The organism is Xanthomonas graminis pv. graminis (assembly GCF_030168915.1).
GTDB classification, from domain to species: Bacteria; Pseudomonadota; Gammaproteobacteria; order Xanthomonadales; family Xanthomonadaceae; genus Xanthomonas_A; species Xanthomonas_A translucens.
The window spans coordinates 1,574,952-1,597,020 of sequence record NZ_CP076255.1 but is presented as its reverse complement, the minus strand read 5'-3'; the positions used below and the strand labels follow the sequence as shown (position 1 = coordinate 1,597,020).

Genomic DNA, 22,069 nt, shown 5'->3' with positions numbered 1-22,069 from the left:
TCATGTACAAAACAGCCGATCGGGTTGCACTGCAGCGGCGATTCCCGGTGTCGGGACGCAGCCGCCGGCACTGCAACGCGTGAACGTTTGCGGCCACGCGCCTGGGCGCGGGCCGCCCTCATTGTTTGCGCAAGACCACGGTGACCACCGACTGCGGCGGCGGCAGCGCCGCTTGCGCACCGGGCACGGCCGCGCGGCGGCAACCGGTTTCGGCGCGCAGCGCGGCCGAGGTGACCACCACCTGTTGCGACCACGCGCCGGCGCCCAGCGTCTGCGGCGCGATCGCCAGCCGCCGCGCCACCAGCCCGGCGTTGACGTGCACGAACACCAGTTCGCGCCCATCCGCCGACAGCGCCGCCACCGTATCCGCATCATCCACCTGCAGCAGGCGCATGCCCGGCCGCAGATAGCGGCTGAAATTGGCCATGGCCCAGTACTTGCGGGTCACCTGGAAGGGATGCTCCGCCACCGCCGCGGTGCTCAGGTCCATCCGGATCAGGCCCCAATGGCCAACCGCACCGGGCTTGTCGGCCGCGGAGGTCTCGATCGCCTGCCAGAACACCCACGCCGACGGCTGCAGGCGCTTGAGGTCCAGGACCATGTGCTCGGCCAGCGCCAACGCCGGGCGCATATCGTCCACGTCTCCCGCCACCTTGGGCGGCGCCAGGTCGCTTTCCGACATCCACAGGCGAATGCCGCTGGCGGCGGCGATATCGCGCACGCCGGTCTGCCCGGTGCTGTCGTAGCTGTGCACGTTGAGCTGGCCCAGTACCGCCTTGGTGGCATCCGCATAGCCGGCCCAGTTGTGGATGAAGCCCAGCGCGCTGGTTTCGTCCATCGCCGCGACCCGGGTGCGCAGGCCGCGCGCGCGCAGCGCGCGGTCGCTGGCCTGGAGGATGCGTTCCTGCGCCGGCACGCTCCAGTGCGCGCCTTCCTGGGTGTTGCTGGCGAACCAGTAGGGCGTGCCCGGCTCGTTGACCGGCGACAGGGTGCGGAAGGCGATGCCGTGGCGACGCTGCAGTTCGTCCACCACCCGCGCCAGATACGCCGCGAACGCCGCCTCCTGCCCGGGCCGCAGATTGTCGTCCAGCCCATGCTCGGCGCCGGAGACGCGCCCGCTCACGGTCATGAACCACGGCGGCGAGTTGGAGAACGCCTCGAAGATGCGCAGGTCCGCGGGCACCCGCGCGCGGATCGCGTCCAGCCACCAGCGCTGGCCCTGGTCGGCCGACCAGTCCCACAACGCCGGATCGTCCGCACGCCACCAGTCCCTGCCCGATGCGCCCGCCGGCTGCCGCCAGAACCCCGGTATCGCCGCACCGGGGCGCAGATACGGCGGCGTGTCCGCCGCATTGCCGCCGCCGATGTTGTAGCGGGCGATCACCCAGCCCAGGCCGTCGCGGCCATACAGCAGATCGGCCAGGCGGTTGCGCAGCGGATCCGGATAGGCGCCGGTCACGTTGGCGAACCAGGCCAGGGCCGTGCCGAAGCCCTCGAAGCGCGTCTGCGGCGATTGCAGATCCGCGTGCAAGGTGACGCTGACCGGCGCGTCGGCGTCGCACTGTGGCGCGCCCAGGCACGGCAGCGCCAGCGTCGCGACTGCGATGCCGCCGAGCCAGCGGCGGCGCAGCAGCGCACGCCACGCGCCCGGCATGCGCAGGCGATGTTGCGCCCTGCCGCGCGCGCCTAGCTTTTCCGCGAACGCCAGGTTGGCGTTGGCGCCGGTGACCAGGAACCGCTCAGGCCCCACTTCGGCGACCAGCACGCGGCCGTTCGGCGCCGCGTTGCCCTGCCCGCGCTGCCCGCCGTAGCCATCGCGGCCCTCGCAGAAGCGCACCGCGACATCCCGGAGGTACAGCGGCAGGTCGTAGGCGGCCTTGCCCGCCGCGGCGACCGCCTGGATAAGGACCCGCACGAACGCACTGCAGTGCAGGCGGCGCCAGAAGCGCATGCGGGTCGTGTTCGTGGCCGATGGCATCTGCATGGCGTGCGTGCGGTCTCCGGGTCGATTCGGTGGGGGCCTGCCGGCGCTCAGGTCGCGGCGCAGTGGGCGCGGATGAAGTCGGCGTGCGTGGGCATCCGCTCCACCGCCATCGCCGCCGCCGCAGCGACGCGTTGCAGCCGCGCCGCGGCCTCCGCGTCCGGCATCGCCGCCGCCAGCGGATCGAACCCGCGCGCGCTCAGGCCCTGTCCCTGCATCACCGCCAGCCAGCTGGTCTTGCTGAAAAGCTCGTCGGCCTCGCGGAACACCCGGCCCGAGTGCGCGAAGATCTGCAGGCGTTCGGCCAGGCTGTCGGGGATCGGCATCGTGCGCGCACGTTCCCAGTACGCGCCGGGCCGCGCGGTGGCGTGGAAGTGCAGGATGATGAAGTCGCGGATGCTGTCGAATTCCTGCGCCATCAGCCGGTTGTAGCGGCCGATGTCGGCCGGGTTGCCGGCGCGATCGGGCAGCATCTCCAGGAAGCGGGCGATGCCGGCCTGGATCAGGTGGATGCTGGTCGATTCCAGCGGTTCCAGGAACCCTGCCGCCAGCCCCAGCGCCAGGCAATTGCCCGACCAGAACAAGCCGCGCCGGCCGGCACGGAAGCGCAGCGTGCGCGGCTCGGACAGCGCCTGCTCGTCCAGGTTGGCCAGCAGCGTCGCCGTGGCGGCATCGTCGGACAGGTAGTCGCTCGAATAGACGTAGCCGTTGCCGGTGCGATGCTGCAACGGAATCCGCCATTGCCAGCCCGCTTCGCGCGCGGTCGATCGGGTGTAGGGCATGAACGCCGACGCACGCGCCGATGGCACCGCCACCGCACGGTCGTTGAACAGCCAATGCGACCAGTCGACAAACCCGGCGCCGGGCGCGTCCTCGATCAGCAGGCCGCGAAAGCCGGAGCAGTCGATGAAGAAATCGGCGTCGATGCGCGTGCCGCACGCGAGCACGATCGAGGCGATGGCGCCGTCGGGCGAACGTCGCAGCACCTGCTCGACCTTGCCCTCCAGCCGCGTCACGCCGCGGCCCTCGGCGTACTCGCGCAGCAGCCGCGCATACAGCGCGGCGTCGAAATGGAAGGCGTAGCCCAGCCGCGACAGCAGCGCATCGCCTTGCTGCGGCCGCATGAAGCGCCCGCGCATCGCCGCCAGGGTATTGAGCGAATACGCCGCCAACGGCGCGGCCTGGCCGTCGCGGTGCATGCGCCGCCACAGGCCGTCGAACGGCACGGTGCCGAAGTCGGCGCCATAGGTGCCGAACGGATGGAAGTAGCGCTGTCCCGGCTGCAGCCAGTCGACGAATTCGATGCCCAGCTTGAAGCTGCCCTGGGTCGCGCGCAGGAACGCGTTTTCGTCGATGCCGAGCAAGGCGTTGAACAATGCGATCGGCGGAATCGTCGCTTCGCCCACGCCGACCGTGCCGATCGCCTCGGACTCGACCAGGGTGATGCGCGTGGCGCCTGCGCCGAGCACGCGCACCAGGGCCGCGGCGGCCATCCAGCCCGCTGTGCCGCCGCCGACGATCGCGATGTGGCGCAACGGCTCGCCGGCATTCACGTGCGCGGCCACCGGCGGCGCCGCGCGGCCGAGCGTGAGGGCATGTGCGTCGCTCCTTCCCCGCGCATCGGTTGCAGCGGCCCGGCCCATGCAGGCATGGGCCGGAGGCAGCCCGCTTCAACCGCCGAAGCGGGCGCCCAGCGCATCAATACGTGATCCGTGCCGAGAACCCATAGCGGCGGTCGTTGAGTTCGTACCGCAACGGCGCGCTCGCCGTGCCGATGTAGACCTCGTTCATGCGATTGTTCAAGTTCACCGCATCGAACGACAGCGCGACGTGGTCGTTCACGTTGTAGCTGACCGAGGCATCCAGCGACGCGTAAGGCTTCTGGTACTGCGGAATGCCGTTGGCGCCGCTGCCCTGAGTGGTGTCCAGGTACTCGCCACGCCAGCTCCAGGCCAGGCGCGCGGTGTAGCGGCCCTTCTCGTACAAGGCCACCGCGTTGTAGCTGTGCTTGGACAACTTCTCCAGCGGCACCATGGCCGGAATGTCGGACCCGGCGGTGGCGAAGGGATTGGACACGCTGCTGTCCACGTAGGTGTAGTTGAACTGGAACCCAAGGCCGCTCAGCCAACCGGGCAGGAAATCGTAGAACTGCTGGTAGGCGAATTCGGCGCCGCGAATGGTGCCGTTGCCGGTGTTGAGCGAGGTGCTGATGTCGTAATCCACGCCATTGTAGTTGCGCACCACGGTGCCGCTGGCCAGGAAGCCGTTCACCTTCTTGTAGAACACGCCGGCGGTGAGCGAGCCGGCAGGCGCGAAGTACCATTCCAGCGTCGCATCGTAGTTGTCCGACTGCACCGGACGCAGGAACGGATTGCCCGAGGAGCCGCCGGGTCGCCCGGTGATCGGATTCAACTGGTTCGACGCGCCCAGCGAGACATTGGTCGACATCTGGTCGAAGTTGGGCCGCGCGATCAGCTGCGAATAGGCCAGGCGCGCCTGCAGGGTGTCGCTCAGGTGCGCGCGCAGGTTGAAGCTCGGCAGCACGTCGTTGTAGGTGCGCTCGACCGACAGCGGAGTGACGCCGCCGCCATCCATGAACACCGCGCCGTCCGAGCCGGTGGTGGTCTTGAGCAGGCGCACGCCGATGTTGCCGTCCAGGCGCAGCCCGGCCAGCTCGGTGTCGTAGTCGGCGGTGAAATAGCCGGCCCAGGTCTTTTCGGTCTGGTGGTTGAGATCGCTCGGCTTGAACGCGGTCTGCGGCGCGAAGCCGAACAGCGCCTCGGTGCGCGTGGTGCGGTCGAACAGGCCATTGCCGCGGGCGAACTCCGGATACAACACGCCGCCGGTCAGGGTCTTGCCGTCGAAGAAGTCGGGCGACGGCCCGCTGCGCACCATTTCCGGATGCGCCGAGACCGACGGATAGACCAGGCTCGTGCCGCAGTCGGGATCGGGCCCGTCCACGCCCAGGCAGGCGGCGTTCCAGGTGCCGCGCAGGTCGATGCTGCTGTCGGCGTAGCGCACGCCGGCGCTGAGCTTGGTGAACAGACCGCCCTCGGTGAAGTATTCCACGTCCGATTGCAGCGCCAGCTGGTCGGCGTCGTTGCGGGTCAGCGCATCGGCGATGTAACTGAAGCCGTAGTTGTTGGGATTGGCCAGCAGCGCCGGATCGCGCACGTTGAAGCGCGGGTTGCCGCCGCGCAGGTCGAAGTCGGCGATCGAGCGGTTGAGCGCCGTGCTGCTGTCCTCCGAGGCGCGGTCGTAGAGCGAGACCACGAAGCCGTTGCGATCGGCATCGTAGTTCGAGGTCAGGTATTGCGCGTCGAACGTCACCGCCAGCTTCTCGCTGGGATTCCAGCGCAGGTTGACGCTGTAGTTGGTATTGGTCGAGGTGAGGGCCTGGTCGTAGCGCGCCGACTCGAACATCTGGTTGTCCAGCGCGCCGGAGGTGGCATAGCCGTTCTTGTCGAAGGTGAAGTCCGCGCCCGCCAACGGCGAGGCCGCTTCGCGCCGGTTGGCCTGGTAGAAGTACTTGCCCTGGCGGTAGAAGTCGTAGGTCGTACGCAGGAACTGGCCGGTGACCAGCACCGTATCGGACGGTTTCCACTGCAGCGCGGCCGCCGTGCCCAGGCGCTTGCGATCGCCGCCATCGTCGTAGATCTGGAAGCCGGAGGGAATCTGCGCATTGCTCGGCGCGCCGGCGATGATGCCGTCCGGCACTGCGAAGAACGGGCCGGTCAGGATGCCGTCCTGGCGATAGCTGGAGCGGCCATAGCCGACGTTGAACAGTACGCCGACCTCGCCGAGGTCGGTAGTGAAGCGGTCGCTGTACAGGCCCGAGGCCGAGCCGCCGGTCTTGTCGGCGCGGTCGTAGTAGTTGCCTTTGGCGGTGGCGCTGATGACCCGGCTGGGCGCGTCGAACGGCAGCCGGGTGCGCAGGTTCACCACGCCGCCAACGCCGCCCTCGATGAGGTTCGCCGGCGGATTCTTGTAGACGTCGATCCCGGACAACAGTTCCGGCGGAATGCCTTCCAGGTCCAGGGTGCGGCCGCCGGACGCGGAGAACGTATCGCGGCCGTCCAGGAAGTTGCGCACCTGGGTCAGGCCGCGCACGGTCACAGCCGGCTGCGTGCGGTGATCGAAATCGGTGGCGCCCTCGCCGTAACGGCGCTGGATCTGCACGCCGGTGATGCGCTGCAGCGCTTCCACCGTATTCGCATCCGGCAGCTTGCCGATGTCCTGGGCCTGCACCGAATCCACGATCTGCGTCGCGTCCTGCTTGATCGCCTGCGCCGAGCGCAGGCTTTCGCGCACGCCGGTGACCACGACGCTATCCAGCGTCTTGACGTCGCCGCTGGCCGGCTGCGCAGCGCCGTCCTGCGCGCTCTGCTCGGCCGCGGTGGCGGGCTGGGCTTGTCCCCACGCCAGAACCGGGGTCAGCATCGCCAGCCCCAGGGCGCTGGCGAGGGGATTCCTGTGCTTCGGGTACTTACGTTTGAAGGGCGCACGACGTGTCATTGCGAATTCTCTCCGGTACTGACGAAATTGACCCTCGTATCGACACCGACAGCGGCCTTGAAACTGCGCGCGATGGACAGCGACGTTCATGCCGGCGTTGGCGACGACTACAGCGAAAGCACGCGAGGACGTTTCAACTTATGTTCATATTTATATGACAATTAGGCAGGACGCACGTTGCATCGCAACACGGTCTCTGCGCCGGCGTACGCAACGTCGTGCACCTCCAGCAGGCGTCGGCGCAGCCTCGCAGGCCTGAAAGGCCGGCCCGCAAGATGCGGGGGACGGCGCAGCGCAACGCCGCGCATGTTTACAAAATCGGCCACTCCAGTGTGACACAACGCACGCAATCGCTGTGCCGGCAATCGTACCCTCGGCATGCACCGTGGAAGTGAGTGCAACCGCATCCGGTCCCCTGCCGGATGGTCCAGTCGTCTTCTAGCAAAAGGAATATCCATGCATTGCAAGAACGCGCTGTATCTGGCCTTGTTCGCCGGCATCTCCGGCCTTTCCCCCATCGCCATGGCCGCCAATCCCCCCGCGGCGCAGATGGACTCCGTTCCCGTCGAAGCCAGCCCCAATGCCGCCGCACTCGGCGGCGCCGAACTGCGCAGCCTCGCCACCGGCAGCGCGCATGCGCCGCGGCTGATCGAACTGGGCGCGCCCGATAGCGCCCAGGCCACGACGATGAAGCAGTTGCGCGGGCAGCAGGTCAAGCACGGCCAGCCGCTGCAGATCGGCTTCTCACGCATCATCGCCAAGCCGGCGATCAACCTGCGCCGGCTCAGTTGGCACAGCCTGCCCAACGGCGCCCAGGTCACCAGCTTCGAGATCGTCTCCACCGGCGCGGCAGCGCTGCGCGCGGCATTGCAGCTCAGCGGCAGCGGCGCCCAGCCGGGCGATCCGGGCAAGGCCACGCTGCGCTTCGCCGGCGACGACGGCCGCGTGTTCGAACAGAGCGGCGCCGACTTCGCCGGCAGGGCGCCGGGCTGGTCCGCGGCGGTGTCCGGCGCGCGCCTGGTGGTGGAGATCGAACTGCCTGCCGGCCAGTACCCGCAGGACTTCGCGCTGAAGATCCCGCAACTGTCGCACATGGACATCAATCCCGCCGCCAGCGAGCAAATGATGCGGCCGATGATCGGCGAGAGCGATTCGTGCGAGCACGACATCGTCTGCCGCGCCAACCCCAGCAGCGGCTTCACCTCGGCCGCCAAGTCGGTGGCGCGGATGGTGTTCAGCACCAGCAGAAGCACCTACATGTGCACCGGCACCTTGCTCAACAACAGCAACTCACCGAAGAAGTACCTGTTTTGGACTGCCGCGCACTGCATCAGCACCCAGGCCTTGGCCAACACCCTGCAGACCTACTGGTTCTACGACGCCGCCACCTGCAACGGCTCCACAGTCAGCGCGGCCGCCACCACGCTCAACGGCGGCGCCTACCTGCGCTATGCCAACACCACCCGCGACACCGCGCTGCTGGAGCTGAAGACCGCCCCGCCCAGCGGCGCCTTCTATTCCGGCTGGAGCAGTTCGCCGATCGGTGCCACCGGTACCGCGATCGAGGGCATCCACCACCCCGCCCGCGACGTGAAGAAATACTCGCTGGGCAGCGTCACCGCGCTGTCGTCCTCGGTCGACGGCAAGTCGCCGCTGTACCAGGTGGTCTGGAACACTGGCATCACCGAACCCGGCTCCTCCGGTTCGGGCCTGTTCACCGTCAATAGCAGGGGCGCCTACCAGCTGCGCGGCGGCCTGTACGGCGGCACCTCGTACTGCAGCGCGCCCAGCGCCCCGGACTACTACTCGCGCTTTTCCGACGTGTATTCCACCATCCAGCCCTACCTGAGTCCGTAAGCCCAAGCCCGGGAGGACCGTACTCCCGGACCCGGGCAGGCCACGCCGCGCGCGTGGCCTGCCCGTAAGGCCCGCCACCGCCCCGGCACGCAGGGGTTACACTGGGGGCCCCTTCTCACATACGGCAGGCATCCACTTGGCAAAGCCCAACTATTCCTTCGAAAAACGTCAGCGCGAAATCGCCAAGAAGAAACAGCAGGACGAGAAGGACGCGCGCAAGCGCGAAGCGCGCGAGGCGGCCAAGGCCGCAGCGGACGCCGAAGCGAAGACGCCCGACAGCGGCAACTGAGCAGCGCCGGCGGAACCGGTCCCGCGCCGGCTCCCGCCAATGCGTGCGGTTTTACAAGCCGACGGCCGCCGATATGCCGGCCTGTCGATGCGCGGCAGCGCATGTACATGGCGGCTGCGCGAGGCAGTGTCGATGCACCACGATCACCCACTCGCCATAGCGCCGCAGCGCGCGATCTGCGCGGGTCGTCGAGCGTATCGTCGGCGCTGCCAGGCAGCGCTGCAGGCGCCGGATGTGCAACGTGGCGGGCACTGGCGGCTTGCCTGCGCCACTCAACGGCACCAGCGTTGAAATGGAAGGCGCACGCAGACCGCGCGCACCAGGCCTGTAGTTGGCATTGGCGGGCGTGACAGGTATTCGATCCCGATCCCATAACCGCCACACGGCCACGCTTGATCTACCGCGGCGAGCAACCGCGCGCATGCTCGCCGCCGCCATCGGGCGGCACCATCCACCGTGCCCTACACGCTTCGTCAACGTGTCCGTCACGGCGCGCGCGCGCGTGTCGCGGCACAGTGGCGACAGACATTCACGCCCGATCGGAGATCCGCATGGCCAGCCCGCAGGAACTGGAAGAAAAATTCTGGAAGGCGCTCAAGTCCGACCGCACGGTCATGCTCGGCCTGGACGGCGTCGAAGACGGCCATGCGCGGCCGATGACCGCGCAATTCGAAGGCGAGCGTGGCGGCCCGATCTGGTTCTTCACCTCCAAGGACAACGCCCTGGTGCAGAAGCTGGCCCAGAGCCAGCGGGTGATCGCCGCGTTCAGCGCCAAGGATCACGACCTGTTCGCCAGCATCAGCGGCACGCTCAGCGTGGACAACGACCAGGCGGTGATCGAACGCCTGTGGAATGGCTTCATCGACGCCTGGTACGAGCAAGGCAAGGACGATCCCAAGCTGGCGCTGCTGCGCCTGGATCCGGACCACGCGCAGATCTGGCTCAACGGCTCCAATCTGGTCGCCGGGATCAAGGTGCTGTTCGGCATCGACCCAAAGCGGGACTATCAGGACAAGGTTGCGGACGTGCCGCTGCGCTGAGCGGCAGCTTGACCTTGCTGCGCAACGCGGTTGGCGCTGCCACGCTTTGCGCAGTCGCTCCGTTGCGCCGAACCACGCTGGCGCAACCGCTCATCTGCAGCACCTGCATCCTCTGTTCTTCTGCATCCACCCGCCGTCGTAGAGCTTGTTTCTCTTGTGGATGTGCAAGGTCATCAGGCCCAACCCGCCCGCCATGATCGGCACCCGGAGCGCGCTTTGCATCGGTGCGACTCATTGCTGGCTGTCTGGTTGGCGTACGCCGCCCTGCGCCTGCATCGCTTGCCGTGCTGTTTCATCGCGCCTCGGCTTCGCGCTGGCGCTCGTACAGCGCCACCATGTCGCCAGCCGCCAGCGCGCGCTGGCGGCGCAGCGCGCGCGCCAGTGCATCGCCAGGCTGCAGCGCCGCCGCATCGCCCCGCTCCTCGAGCGCCCGCTGCATCAGCGAGGAAAGCCCCCAATCGGCCGAGATGGCCTTCGCGCACGGCGCCGACCACGTGGCGAGCATGCCGGCGACCAGGTCCGGATCCGGAGGTACTCCGGCATGCCTGGCATACGCATCGCGCAGCACCTGCAGCACCGCGACCGCGCCCAATCCGTACAACAGCGCCAGCAGCTGCGCCGCCGAGGCATCCTCGCGCGCCGCATCCTCGGCATCGCGTGCCGTGGCCTTGGCCGACAGCAAGGTGTGCTCCCACAGCAGCGCGGCGCAGCGGCCGAACACGCTGCCGTCGTCGGCGATGACCGGTTGCAGCAGCGCCGCCAGCACGATCTGGCGCAGGCCCTCGGTGCCGAGCAAGGCCACCGCCCGCTCCAGGTTCTCGACCGGTTCGGCCTGGCGGCGGTAGGCGCTGCTGTTGGCGATGCGCAGCAGGTTGCCGGCCAAGGCCGGATCCTGGCCGAGAATCGCGGCGATGGCCTGCGCGCCGGCATCGGGGTCGTTGATCGCGCGGGTGAGCTGCGGCAACAGCTGCGGGCGGCGCGGCGTATAGCGCGGATGCGCGTCGATGCGCGCCAGCACCGCCACCACCGTAGCGGCGATCTCGGCCTGCGCGGCGCGCGATGCCGCGCTCGGTTCGGAAGCAGGCGCGTCGGCGAACGCCAGCGCGTACAGGCGCAGCAGCAGCGCGGCTTCCTGCTCGGGCGCGAGTGCGGCGGCAGGCACGACGGCGGCGTGGTCGGTATCGGTCGCCGCGCACGCCGTGCCTGCGCCGGCGGCTTCGGTGGCGATGGCGTCGCCGGCAGCCGCCGTATCCCTGCGCACGACGCCGATCGGCGCCGCCGGTCCGCGCCGGCGTCCACGCCGCCACAGCCAGCCAGCGACGCCCAGCAGCACTACGATGGCAACGCCTGCAATCCACATCGACGGCACGATCATCATCCACAAGATCACCAGGTCCCCCACCCGGCCGGAAGCGCATCCACGGCCAGGCGCGCCACGCCATTCAAGCATGACGCACGGGTTGCTGCTTGAACGGCGGCGCCGGCCTGCACGCGTACCTGCCGCGACTGCGCAGCGCCGCTGCCGTGGACGTTCGGCGCGCCGGGCAGCGGCATGGACCGACACGGCATGGGCCGCATGCACCGTCAGCACGCGCGCGGCAGCGCCCTTGGACACTCCGGCGGCGGCTACATGTTGCGCCGGTATTCGCCGCCCACCTCGTACAGGGCGTGGCTGATCTGTCCCAGGCTGTGGGTCTTCACCGCCTGCATCAGCGCGGCGAAGACATTGCGGCGCTCGCGCGCGGCACGCTGCAGATAGCCCAGGCCCACTGCATCGCCAGGAGCCGGCAGGCCCGACGCGTCGGCCTGTTCCGGCTGGGCCGGCACAATGCCGTTACGGCGCTGCTGCCAGTCGTGCACGTTGGCGATCTGCTGGCCCTTCTCTTCCTCGGTGGAGCGGATCAGCTCGATCTGGGTCGCGGTCTCGCCGGCGTGCTGCTTGGGCAGGAAGGTGTTGACCCCGACCAGCGGCAGGCTGCCGTCGTGCTTCTTGTGCTCGTAGTACAGGCTCTCTTCCTGGATCTTGCCGCGCTGGTACATGGTGTCCATCGCGCCGAGCACGCCGCCGCGCTCGCTGATCGCCTCGAACTCCTTGTACACCGCCTCCTCCACCAGATCGGTGAGCTGCTCGACGATGAAGCTGCCCTGCCACGGGTTCTCGCAGAAGTTCAGCCCCAGCTCCTTGTTGATGATCATCTGGATCGCCACCGCGCGGCGCACGCTTTCCTCGGTACCTGATTAGCGCTGTGTCTCAGCTGTCGTACGCAGTTGCTGCTCTGTGAGCCTTCCCGCGCCGGCCAGGGCACTGGCCAGGCGCGGCACCATGGCGGCCAGGTTGAAGCGGCGATTGAAGCGGTAGGCATGCGCATGCAGGTAGCGCGCGCCGTATTTGGGGAAGTCCACCGCATGGTGGGTGCCGCTAAGCGCCGTTTTGAGATTGCCCAGGATCGTATTGACCCAACGCAGACGAGGCTGCTGGACGCCTTTGCGGCCGCTTCCGGTCACGATGGCATCGTGGGTCAGGCCTGCCCAGCCCACACCGGTGAACGCTGTCAGCCCATCACTGACGACATGGGTGCCCGGTGCCAGTGCCTGCTGAGCCCACGTGTGCACGACGCTTCTTCGGAAGCTGGAGACCACATCCAGGCGGAGATAGCGCGGGCGCCCTTGATGCAGGGAAACCGCTGCAATAAACGGCACTTTATTGCGCCACTGCGGTTGGCCTGGACCACCGGCGCGTTCGCCGCCCAGATAGGCATCATCGATCTGGACCTCTCCGTCGAGCCGGCGTGACTGCTCACGATCGGCCATCGCCGACATCACTTTGTGCTTGATCCGCCATGCAGTGCGATAGCACACGCCCAGTTGCCGAGCCAGTTCCAGCGCAGCAATTCCGTTCTTGGCTTGGCTCACCAGATAGATGGCCAGCCACCACACCCGCAAGGGAAGCTTGGTGTCTGCCATGGGCGTGCCGGCGGTCAAGCTGGTCTGTACCCGGCAGCGCGCGCACTGCCACAGGTGCTGGCGTCCCCGCTCAAAGCCACTGGCATGCGTGTGTCCGCACTGCGGACACACGAAGCCATTGGGCCACCTGGCCTGAACCAAGGCCTCGACACATTGCGCCTCGGAGCCGTAGCGGCTCAGAAAAGCCGGAATCGAAAGCCCCTTTTGGAACTGGATCCGATTGAGCGTCATCGCCGTATCTCACTGAAGAACCTGCATTTCTAAACCAAGGCAGCATCACCAGCTGAGACACAGCGCTAATCAGGTCCTCGGTAGGGGTGGTGATCGCCTCGTCGTAGGCGTTGGTGTGCAGGCTGTTGCAGTTGTCGAACAGCGCGTACAGCGCCTGCAGCGTGGTGCGGATGTCGTTGAACTGGATCTCCTGCGCATGCAGCGAGCGGCCGGAGGTCTGGATGTGGTACTTCATCATCTGGCTGCGTTCGTTGCCGCCGTAACGCTCGCGCATCGCCCGCGCCCAGATGCGCCGCGCCACGCGGCCGATCGCGGTGTACTCCGGATCCATGCCGTTGCTGAAGAAGAAGCTCAGGTTGGGCGCGAAATCGTCGATGCGCATGCCGCGCGCCAGGTAGTACTCGACGATGGTGAAGCCGTTGCTCAGGGTGAAGGCCAGCTGGCTGATCGGGTTGGCGCCGGCCTCGGCGATGTGGTAACCGGAGATCGACACCGAATAGAAGTTGCGCACCTTGTGCTCGACGAAATACTGCTGGATGTCGCCCATCATGCGCAGCGCGAACTCGGTGCTGAAGATGCAGGTGTTCTGCGCCTGGTCCTCCTTGAGGATGTCGGCCTGCACCGTGCCGCGCACGCTGGACAGGGTCTGCGCCTTGATCTGCGCATAGGTCTGCGCGTCGACCAATTGATCGCCGCTGACCCCGAGCAAGGCCAGGCCCAGGCCGTCGTTGCTCGGCGGCAGCGCGCCGTGATAGCGCGGCCGCTGCCGGCCCTCGAACAAGGCATCCAGGGTCTGCTCGGCCTGCGCCCAGCGCTGCGCATCGGCCTTGAGGTATTTCTCCACCTGCTGGTCGATGGCGGTGTTCATGAACATCGCCAGGATCATCGGCGCCGGGCCGTTGATGGTCATCGACACGCTGGTGGTCGGCGCGCACAGGTCGAAGCCGGAGTACAGCTTCTTCATGTCGTCCAGGGTGGGAATATTGACCCCGGAATTGCCGATCTTGCCGTAGATGTCCGGGCGCGGCGCCGGGTCCTCGCCGTACAGGGTGACGCTGTCGAAGGCGGTGGACAGGCGCGCGGCCGGCTGGCCCACGCTCAGGTAGTGGAAGCGGCGGTTGGTGCGCTCCGGCGTGCCTTCGCCGGCGAACATGCGGATCGGGTCCTCGCCGGCGCGGCGGTACGGATACACGCCGCCGGTATAGGGATAGCTGCCGGGCAGGTTCTCCTTGCCGAGGAAGCGCAGCAGTTCGCCCCAACTCTTGTAGCGCGGCGCGGCGATCTTCGGGATCGGCTGGTGGCTCAGCGACTGGCGGTAGTTCTCCACGCGGATCGCCTTGCCGCGCACTGCGTACTCGGTGACCTCGTCGGTGATCGACTTCAGCCGCTGCGGCCACTCGCGCAGCAGCTTCAGCGACGCGCTGGACAGCGTCTGCAACGCGTCGTTATAGCGCTGGCGCAACAGCAGCAAGGTCGCATCGACAGCGGCGCCGGCCATGGCAGGCGCATCAGCGCTGCGAGCCGGTGGCTCCAGTTCCTCGACTGCGTAAAGCTCCAGCTGCTTCGGCAACTGCGGGTCCTGCAGTTCATGCAGCGACTGCCAGAACGATTGCGCGCGATCCGCGGCCTCGGCCTGGCGTTCGATGCCGGCGTTGAGCGCGCGGCCCTGCTCGGCGATCTCGGCCAGGTAGCGCACACGCGCGCCGGGAATCAGCACCGTGGCGCGCGGCTCCTTCAGCGTGGTGTCCAGCTGCCGCAGGAAGTCGCACTGCAGGGCCGGCGCGATGCGGCCGGCGCCGCCAGCCGTTCCGGCGTCGGTCACCGCCGGCCCGAGACCCAGCTTCGCGCGCAGCAAGCGGCACAGATTGACGAACATCCAGCTGATGCCCGGGTCGTTGAACTGGCTGGCGATGGTCGGATACACCGGCACCGCCGCGTCCTCCAGCTGGAACGCGGCGCGGTTGCGCCGCCATTGCTTGCGCACATCGCGCAGCGCGTCCTCGGCGCCGCGCCGGTCGTACTTGTTCAGCACCACCAGCTCGGCGAAGTCGAGCATGTCGATCTTTTCCAGCTGGCTCGGCGCGCCGTAATCGCTGGTCATCACGTACACCGGAAAATCCACCAGATCCACGATCTCCGAATCGCTCTGGCCGATGCCGGCGGTCTCCACGATCACCAGGTCGTAGCCGATGCCTTTCAGGAACGCGATGCAGTCCTTGAGCACCCGGTTGGTGGCCGCATGCTGGCGCCGCGTGGCCATCGAGCGCATGTAGACGCGCGGGCTGCGCAAGGCGTTCATGCGGATGCGGTCGCCGAGCAGCGCGCCGCCGGTGCGGCGCCGGCTCGGGTCCACCGATACCACGGCGATGCGCATCTGCGGGAAGCCGGCCAGGAAGCGGTTGAGCAGTTCGTCGGTGACCGAGGACTTGCCGGCGCCGCCGGTGCCGGTCAGGCCGAGCACCGGCGCTGCGCGCCGTGTGCGGGACTCGGGACTGGGGACTCGGGACTCGGAGGTGCCTGCCTGGCCCGACTGCCACTGTTTGCGCAGCAGGGCCAGCTCGGACTCGGAGAACGCGCCATCCTCGAGCGCCGACAACACCCTGCCGATGCCGATCTCGTCGTCGATGTGCGGCAACAGCGCGCCGGCTTGTTCCGGGTCCCGAGTCCCCAGTCCCGAGTCGCGCCCGCGCGAAGCGCGCGCCACCACATCCTCGATCATCTCCACCAGGCCCATCTTCATGCCGTCGTTGGGGTGGTAGATGCGCTCCACCCCATAGGCCTGCAGCTCGGCGATCTCCTCCGGGGTGATGGTGCCGCCACCGCCGCCGAACACCCGCACATGGCCGGCGCCGCGTTCGCGCAGCATGTCCACCATGTACTTGAAGTACTCGACGTGGCCGCCCTGGTAGGACGACAGCGCGATCGCATCGGCGTCCTCCTGCAGCGCCGCGCGCACCACGTCCTCGACGCTGCGGTTGTGGCCGAGATGGATCACCTCCGCGCCCTGCGCCTGGATCAGCCGGCGCATGATGTTGATCGCCGCGTCGTGGCCGTCGAACAGGCTGGCCGCGGTGACGAAGCGCAGCGGGCTGGTGTCGGCTTGCGGCAGCGGCGCGCGGGACGCGGGAATGCTCATCGGGACGACATCGGCAAGAGAATGCCGCGATTCTAGGCGGCCCGCGCAGCACGGGCAGGTTGCGCTGCAACATGCGGCGGCGATCGCGCCGCCGGCCACCAGGCGGCAACGCCGCGCCACGGGCACCAGCTATCCGCTAGATGAATGCGACGGCGCGGCGCGTCAACAGCGGCGGCGCCTGCCGCGTTTGCGTTGGCGTCGGCACCCCGCCGATGTCCCTGGAGAACCGCATGTCCATTCGTCCTTTGTTGCTGGCCTCGCTGCTCGGCAGCGCGCTGGCCGGCGGCCTGCTGGCCGCGCCCGCGCAGGCGCGCCCGGTGCTGGAACTGTCGGTGCGCAGCGCACCGCCGCCGCCGCGCTTCGAACGCGTGGTGGTGCGGCCGGGCTACGTCTGGGCGCCGGGCTACTGGCATTGGAACGGGCACCGCCATGTCTGGGTCGGCGGGCGCTACGTGCGCGAACGCCCGGGCTATGTCTACGTCGGCCCCCGCTGGGAACATCGCGGCCCGGGCTATCGCTTCCATGACGGCTATTGGCGCCACCGCTAGCGCCTGGCCTGGCGGCGGCCGCGGCCGCCGCCGACATGTTGCGTGGCGACGTGACCGCCTCCTCCCGCTTTGCGATAGTGTGCGTATCGCCGCACCCGGCCGGTTCTCGAGAACACGCATGTCCAGGCATCCGCGATCGCATGCGTGCTTCCCGGCGTTGCCGGGTGCGCCTGCCATGCGCGCGAGCGCCGGGACCGCGCCGCTCGCGCGGAGCGCACGCCGGCTGCGCCTGGGCCGCTAGCGATGCCGTGGCGCGCGCCGCCGGGAACCTATGCGATCGCGATCACCGTGGTGGGGGTGGCGATCGCCAGCGTGGCCGCTTGGCGCGAACGGCCCACCGACGCGGCCTCGGCCCGCGGACTCGGCGACGCCATCGGCCACACCGCGGCTGCGGTCGCGGCGCGTAGCACCGCCGCGCCCATCACCGCCAGCGCGCCGGCCGCGCCCACTGCCGCCCGGATCGGCGACGCACCCCACTTCGACGGCCACGGCCAGCTGCTGCCGGACCCGGCCTTGCGGCGCTATCTGGATCGCTACCTGACTGCGCTGGACGCACCGGCGCTGGCGACCCAGCGCCGGCGCCTGGATGACGACCTCGCCATCGCCATGCCCGCCGCACAGGCGCAGCAGGTGCTTGCCTGGTTCGATCGCTACGCCGCCTATCTGCGGGCCGCCGCCGCGGCGTCCGCGCGCGGCGCCGGTTCGGCGCAGCACGCGCAGGCGCTGCGCGAACGCCTGCTCGGGCCGCAAGCGGCCGCGGCCTTCTTCGCCGACGCCAGCGCCACCCGCTGACGCCGCACCGCGCCGGCCGTGCGGCGGCGGCGCCACGACCTTGGCGCCCCTTCCCACGTCGCAAAAGGTACCGAGATGCCCGTGGCGCATGGCGCGGCGCCAAGCCCAAGGCGGCTGCGCGACACGCCGACAATTGCTTTAAAATGCGCCTATCGCGACGATCAGGACCCGTTCCGGAACCCGTCGCGTTTTTCGTTTTGCGCACCCTCACTAGGAAGTTCCTGGAACTAAGGTGTCCCACACCTGCAACGCCAGCGGAGCCCCCATGCTTTTCGAAACGCTAGCCACCACCGGCCACGAACACGTCGTCTTCTGCAACAACCGCGACGTGGGCCTGCAGGCGATCATCGCCATCCACAACACCGTGCTCGGCCCCGCGCTGGGCGGCGTGCGCATGCGCCCCTATCCCAACACCGAGGCCGCGCTGCACGACGCGCTGCGGCTCAGCCGCACGATGACCTACAAGAACGCGCTGGCCGGGCTGAACATCGGCGGCGGCAAGGCGGTGATCATCGGCGACCCCAAGGCCGACAAGTCCGAGGCGCTGTTCCGCGCCTTCGGCCGCTACGTGGATTCGCTGGGCGGGCGCTACATCACCGCCGAGGACGTCGGCACCGACGTTAACGACATGGAACAGATCTACCTGGAGACCGAATACGTCACCGGCGTGCACCAGGTGCACGGCGGCTCCGGCGACCCGGCCCCGTTCACCGCCTATGGCGCGCTACAGGCGCTGATGGCGTCGCTGCAGCGCAAGCTCGGCCACGAGGAAATCGGCAAGGCCAGCATCGCCGTGCAGGGCCTGGGCCACATCGGCATGGAGCTGGCGAAACTGCTGAAGGAGCGCGGCGCCAAGCTGTACGTCACCGATCTGGACCAAGCGCTGGTGGATCGCGCGGTCGCCGAATACGGCGCCGAGGCGGTCAAGCCTGACGAGATCTACGACGTGGCCGCCGACGTGCTGGCGCCGTGCGCGCTGGAAAGCGCGATCGACGAAGCCACGCTGCCGCGGCTGAAGGCGAAGATCATCTGCGGCACCGCCAACAACCAATTGGCCAACGCCGCAGTGGGCGAAGAATTGCACCGCCGCGGCATCCTCTACGCCCCGGACTACGCGGTCAACGCCGGCGGGGTGATGAACGTGTCGCTGGAGATCGACGGCTACAACCGCGAGCGCGCGATGCGCCTGATCCGCAGCCTGTACCACAACCTGGGCAAGATCTTCGACCTGTCCGAGCGCGACAACATCCCGCCGCAGCAGGCCGCCGACCGCATCGCCGAAGCGCGCATGCACGCCATCGGCAAGCTCAAGCTGCCGCTGGGCCGCACCGCCCCGCGCTCGATGGGGCATCTGCGCGGCGAGTAGGCGAGCGAACAGCAGAACCTCCCGACGCGCAGCGCGTCGGGACTGAAGTCCCTCCCACAAGAGCCGGCATGCCATCGGCATACCGAATGCCCTCTGTAGGAGCGGCTTCAGCCGCGACGAACGAAGTCCAGATCCTGCCGCAATCCAAACGCATCGTGGCCGAAGTCCCTACCACAATAAGCCGGCACGGCATCACCGGACCCGAGTGTCCCTGTAGGAGCGGCTTCAGCCGCGACAAACGAAGAGAGAAACCCAACGCCGCCTCAGCGCATCGAGGCCGCAGCCTCCCCTGCAAACAAAGCGCGGGCCGCAGCACACCCGCACCGCATCAGAACCCCAACCGATACCGCAGCGACAGCGCATGATCGTCGCCACGCGGGCCGAAGCGCCGGTCGTAGCCGACGCCCAGCGCACTGCTGCCCCAGCGCCGGTCCAGGCTGGCGCCGAACAACCCGCCCGACCGCGCCGGCTGCAGATCCACCAGCGGCGCCCAGGCGTCCACGCCGACGAAGCTGGCCTGGCGTTGCAGCCCTTGCGCGGCCAGGGTCTGCTGCCATTCGGCATAGCCCTGCAGCGACCAGCCGCGCCCGCCGTAACCGGCACGCAGGCCGGCCAGGGCCTGGCTGCGCGAAGAAGACGCCGCAGCGGCCATCAATCCGAAGCCGTCGCCGCCCTGCTCGCGGAAGCCGTCGCTGTCGATGCGGCTGTAGTCGGCGCCGGCGTACGGGGTCAGCGACGCCTTGCCGCGCCCGAAGCGGTAGCCGACTTCGACGCTGCTGGACAGGAAGCGTCCGGCGTAGCGGCTGGACGCATCGGCGAGGCTATCGCCGAGCAGCAAGCTGCGGTCGACCTGGCGCCGGTACTGCCCGGTGCCCAGCTGCGCCAGCGCATAGGCATGGCCGGCGACCGCGCCGAGATAGGCCTGGCCCTGCACCTGGCGATCGCGGCTGTGGTCCAGGCCGCCGTCGCCGCCACCGTCGGCGCGGCTCTCGCCGAAGGCGAAGCCGGCCACGCCATGCTCGCCCAGGCACAGATCCTGGCCCATCATCCAGCCGTCGAGCTGGAACTGGCTGCCGGCGAAGCTGCCCTGCCCGGTATCGCCCAGGCGCTGGCTCCACGCGCCGATCGCGCGCGGTTGCGCGACCAGGCTGTCGAGGCGGCCGGACAGCGCGCGCCGCTGCAAGTCGATGCTGTCGAAGGTCATCGCGGTGGCCGCCGCATGCGCCTCGCCGGACAGGCTGCGCAGCGTCGCCGCCGCGGCGGCCGCGCTCGGCGATTGCTGCACCGCGCCGGCCGCCTTCAGCAGCGACGCATCCACCGTCGCCGGATCCCGGCTCAGCTGCGAATCAAGCTGTGCGAACGCCGCGTCCACCCGCGTGGCCGAGGCCAGCGTGGCGGCAGTGACGCTGCCGAAATTCGCCGCCGCGGCGGTGACGCTGAGCGCCTGCACGGTGATCGACGCGCTGGTGCTGTCGTAGGACAGCGACGAGGTCAGGAACACGTTCGACGGCGTGGTCACCGAGGCGAACGTGCCGCTCAGTCCGCCGCTGGTTTCGAGCACCTTGTAGGCGGTGTTGTTGACCACGTAGTCGCGCTTGCCGAGCACGTACAGCGCGCCGCCCTGCAGCGTCGCGGTGCCGGTCACCGAGAGCTTGTCGCCGACCAGCAGCGCCAGCCGGCCGTTGCTGGCCTGCACGTAGTTGCCGCTCAGGCTCAGCGCCGCGGTGCCGACCTGGAAAGTGCCGGCATTGCTGACGTTGCCGCGCAGCGGCCCGGTGCCGATGAAGGTGGCGCCATTGCTGATCGCCACGTTGGAGCCCAGGCTGGCCGCGCTGAGCGTGCCGGCCTGCACCCGGGTATCGCCGCTGTAGCTGTTCTGGGTGCCGCTCAGGGTCAAGGTGCCGCTGCCCTGCTTGATCAGGCCGCCGCTGCCGGCGATGTCGTTGGCCCACGTGGAACTGCCGCTGAAGGACACGCTGACGTCGCCCCAGTCGAACCGGGCCGGCCCCAGCACCGCCTTGCCGACGTTGAGCAGGCCATAGCCGAAGGTGGCATCCACCCCGGGCGTGCCCAGGTCGGTGGCGGTGCCGAGCAGGGTCTGCCGCAGCAGGTCGTTGCTGAAGTAGGGAAACGCCTGCCACACCAGCGCCGCGGCGCCGGAGACCAGCGGCGCAGCGTACGAGGTGCCGCTGCCGTAGTAGTAGCCCGGGTTGGCGGTGGCAGTGGTCGCCTTGGGATCGACGAACACTGCCGTGCCCGGCGCCACCAGGCAGTAGCGCATGGCCACGCCGCAGGCGTTGGAATACGACTCCAGCGTGCTGCCGGTGCTCGCATCCACCGCGGCCACCACCAGCCAGCCGCGTTCCAGGTCCGCCGCCGGATGGCTGCCGCCGGGGCCGGGCTGGCTGGGCAGCGCGGCGATGTCCGACGGATCGGCCTTGGCTTCGTTGCCGGCGGCGAAGACCACCAGCCCGCCATGGCTCAGCACGAACGGACGGTATTCGGCGGCGATCGCATTGGTGGCGGTCGGATCGGTCCAGTAGATGCCGCCCCAGGAATTGTTCATCACCTTGACCCCGGCGTTGATCAGATCCTGGTGCACAGAGGCCAGGCCCAGCGCGCCGCTGGCCTGGTTGCCCTCGCCGCTGCCGTCGTCGTCGGGCGAGGTATCGCTGATGATGCGCGCCGACACGATCTGCGCGCCGGGCGCGATGCCGCCGGGCCACGCGCCCACCGCCTTGCCCGCGGCCAGCTGCGCGACCGTGGTGCCGTGGCCGTCGACATCGTCGACGTTGACGTTGTTCTTGGCCGGATCGACATAGATCAGGCTGGACACCACGCGGCCGGCCAGCGCCGGGTGGTTGCGGTTCACGCCGGTGTCGACCACGCCGATGCGATAGCCGCTGCCGTCGTAGCCGGCGGTGTGCGCGGCCAGCGTATTGGTCAGCGCCAGGTGCGCGTCGAACGCGGGCTGCGGCGGCGGTGGCGAGGTCGGCGGCGACGTGGGCGGGGAGGTCGGCGGCGGCGGCGGTGGCGGCGAGGAGGGCGGCGGCGAGGTCGGCGGCGGATCGCTACGGGTCAGCCCGCCACCGCCACCGCCGCCACCGCACGAGGTCAACGCCACCGCCAGTGCGGTCGCCAGCAGCGAACGGGCCATCAACTTCCGCATCATCTCTCTCCACATAGGCACGGCGGCCGTGTCGGCCGGCAACGATTGGGTTGCAGCCGCAAACCGGCGGCCTGAATCGCCATGAATCTACACCGGAATTCCGTCCCCGCCACCCTCCCCGCCCGCGCGCCGCGATTGGCAGCAGCGGCGCCGAGGCAGATAATCGGGGACTGAATCTTTC

General features: G+C 68.9%; 12 protein-coding genes and 2 pseudogenes. 6 read left to right on the top strand and 8 right to left on the bottom strand.

Annotation, left to right across the window (positions count from 1 at the left end; genetic code table 11):
- Positions 1 to 118 precede the first annotated feature (118 nt).
- The 3 genes from KHF85_RS06905 to KHF85_RS06895 all read right to left on the bottom strand — a co-directional run bounded on the left by KHF85_RS06905 (position 119) and on the right by KHF85_RS06895 (position 6,496).
- Positions 119 to 1,978: a glycoside hydrolase gene (locus tag KHF85_RS06905; RefSeq protein ID WP_284569005.1), complete on the bottom strand. Its 1,860-nt coding sequence runs from the start codon at positions 1,976 to 1,978 to the stop codon at positions 119 to 121.
- Positions 1,979 to 2,031: 53 nt separating this feature from the next.
- The gene (locus KHF85_RS06900) at positions 2,032 to 3,474 is read right to left on the bottom strand and encodes a tryptophan halogenase family protein (RefSeq protein ID WP_284569492.1); all 1,443 of its coding nucleotides are present in this window, start codon (positions 3,472 to 3,474) and stop codon (positions 2,032 to 2,034) included.
- 205 nt (positions 3,475 to 3,679) lie between these two features.
- Positions 3,680 to 6,496 (bottom strand): TonB-dependent receptor, encoded by a 2,817-nt coding sequence (locus tag KHF85_RS06895; RefSeq protein ID WP_284569004.1) that lies wholly within the window; start codon positions 6,494 to 6,496, stop codon positions 3,680 to 3,682.
- Positions 6,497 to 6,952: 456 nt separating this feature from the next.
- Here KHF85_RS06895 and KHF85_RS06890 point away from each other — a divergent pair, with 456 nt between their 5' ends.
- The 3 genes from KHF85_RS06890 (at position 6,953) to KHF85_RS06880 (ending at position 9,682) form a co-directional block, all read left to right on the top strand.
- Positions 6,953 to 8,353, top strand: coding sequence for a trypsin-like serine peptidase (locus KHF85_RS06890; protein WP_284569003.1), 1,401 nt, complete (start codon positions 6,953 to 6,955; stop codon positions 8,351 to 8,353).
- A gap of 136 nt (positions 8,354 to 8,489) precedes the next feature.
- Positions 8,490 to 8,642, top strand: a complete 153-nt coding sequence (locus KHF85_RS06885) for a hypothetical protein (RefSeq protein WP_164914505.1) — start codon at positions 8,490 to 8,492, stop codon at positions 8,640 to 8,642.
- Between the two features lie 551 nt (positions 8,643 to 9,193).
- Positions 9,194 to 9,682, top strand: coding sequence for a pyridoxamine 5'-phosphate oxidase family protein (locus KHF85_RS06880; protein ID WP_064539706.1), 489 nt, complete (start codon positions 9,194 to 9,196; stop codon positions 9,680 to 9,682).
- A gap of 292 nt (positions 9,683 to 9,974) precedes the next feature.
- Here the strand turns inward: KHF85_RS06880 and KHF85_RS06875 are convergent, their stop codons facing one another.
- From KHF85_RS06875 to KHF85_RS06860, 4 genes and pseudogenes are all read right to left on the bottom strand, one after another.
- Complete coding sequence (locus KHF85_RS06875) at positions 9,975 to 11,072, bottom strand: HDOD domain-containing protein (RefSeq protein ID WP_284569002.1); 1,098 nt, start codon at positions 11,070 to 11,072, stop codon at positions 9,975 to 9,977.
- 236 nt (positions 11,073 to 11,308) lie between these two features.
- Positions 11,309 to 11,914, bottom strand: a pseudogene (locus KHF85_RS06870) (methylmalonyl-CoA mutase family protein); the annotation flags it as partial.
- Positions 11,915 to 11,920: 6 nt separating this feature from the next.
- Complete coding sequence (locus KHF85_RS06865) at positions 11,921 to 12,877, bottom strand: IS1595 family transposase (RefSeq protein WP_284566649.1); 957 nt, start codon at positions 12,875 to 12,877, stop codon at positions 11,921 to 11,923.
- A 40-nt stretch (positions 12,878 to 12,917) separates the two neighbouring features.
- A pseudogene (locus KHF85_RS06860) lies at positions 12,918 to 16,013 on the bottom strand (methylmalonyl-CoA mutase family protein); the annotation flags it as partial.
- Positions 16,014 to 16,243: 230 nt separating this feature from the next.
- Between KHF85_RS06860 and KHF85_RS06855 the strand changes: the two are divergent.
- The 3 genes from KHF85_RS06855 to KHF85_RS06845 all read left to right on the top strand — a co-directional run bounded on the left by KHF85_RS06855 (position 16,244) and on the right by KHF85_RS06845 (position 18,719).
- Complete coding sequence (locus KHF85_RS06855; RefSeq protein WP_053114485.1) at positions 16,244 to 16,561, top strand: YXWGXW repeat-containing protein; 318 nt, start codon at positions 16,244 to 16,246, stop codon at positions 16,559 to 16,561.
- A 243-nt stretch (positions 16,562 to 16,804) separates the two neighbouring features.
- A complete protein-coding gene (locus tag KHF85_RS06850) occupies positions 16,805 to 17,353 on the top strand; it encodes a hypothetical protein (RefSeq protein WP_284569000.1) in 549 nt (182 codons plus the stop codon).
- A gap of 265 nt (positions 17,354 to 17,618) precedes the next feature.
- Positions 17,619 to 18,719, top strand: a complete 1,101-nt coding sequence (locus KHF85_RS06845; protein WP_284568999.1) for a Glu/Leu/Phe/Val family dehydrogenase — start codon at positions 17,619 to 17,621, stop codon at positions 18,717 to 18,719.
- 328 nt (positions 18,720 to 19,047) lie between these two features.
- Here KHF85_RS06845 and KHF85_RS06840 read toward each other — a convergent pair whose 3' ends face one another.
- Positions 19,048 to 21,891: a S8 family serine peptidase gene (locus KHF85_RS06840; RefSeq protein WP_284568998.1), complete on the bottom strand. Its 2,844-nt coding sequence runs from the start codon at positions 21,889 to 21,891 to the stop codon at positions 19,048 to 19,050.
- Positions 21,892 to 22,069: the final 178 nt, after the last annotated feature.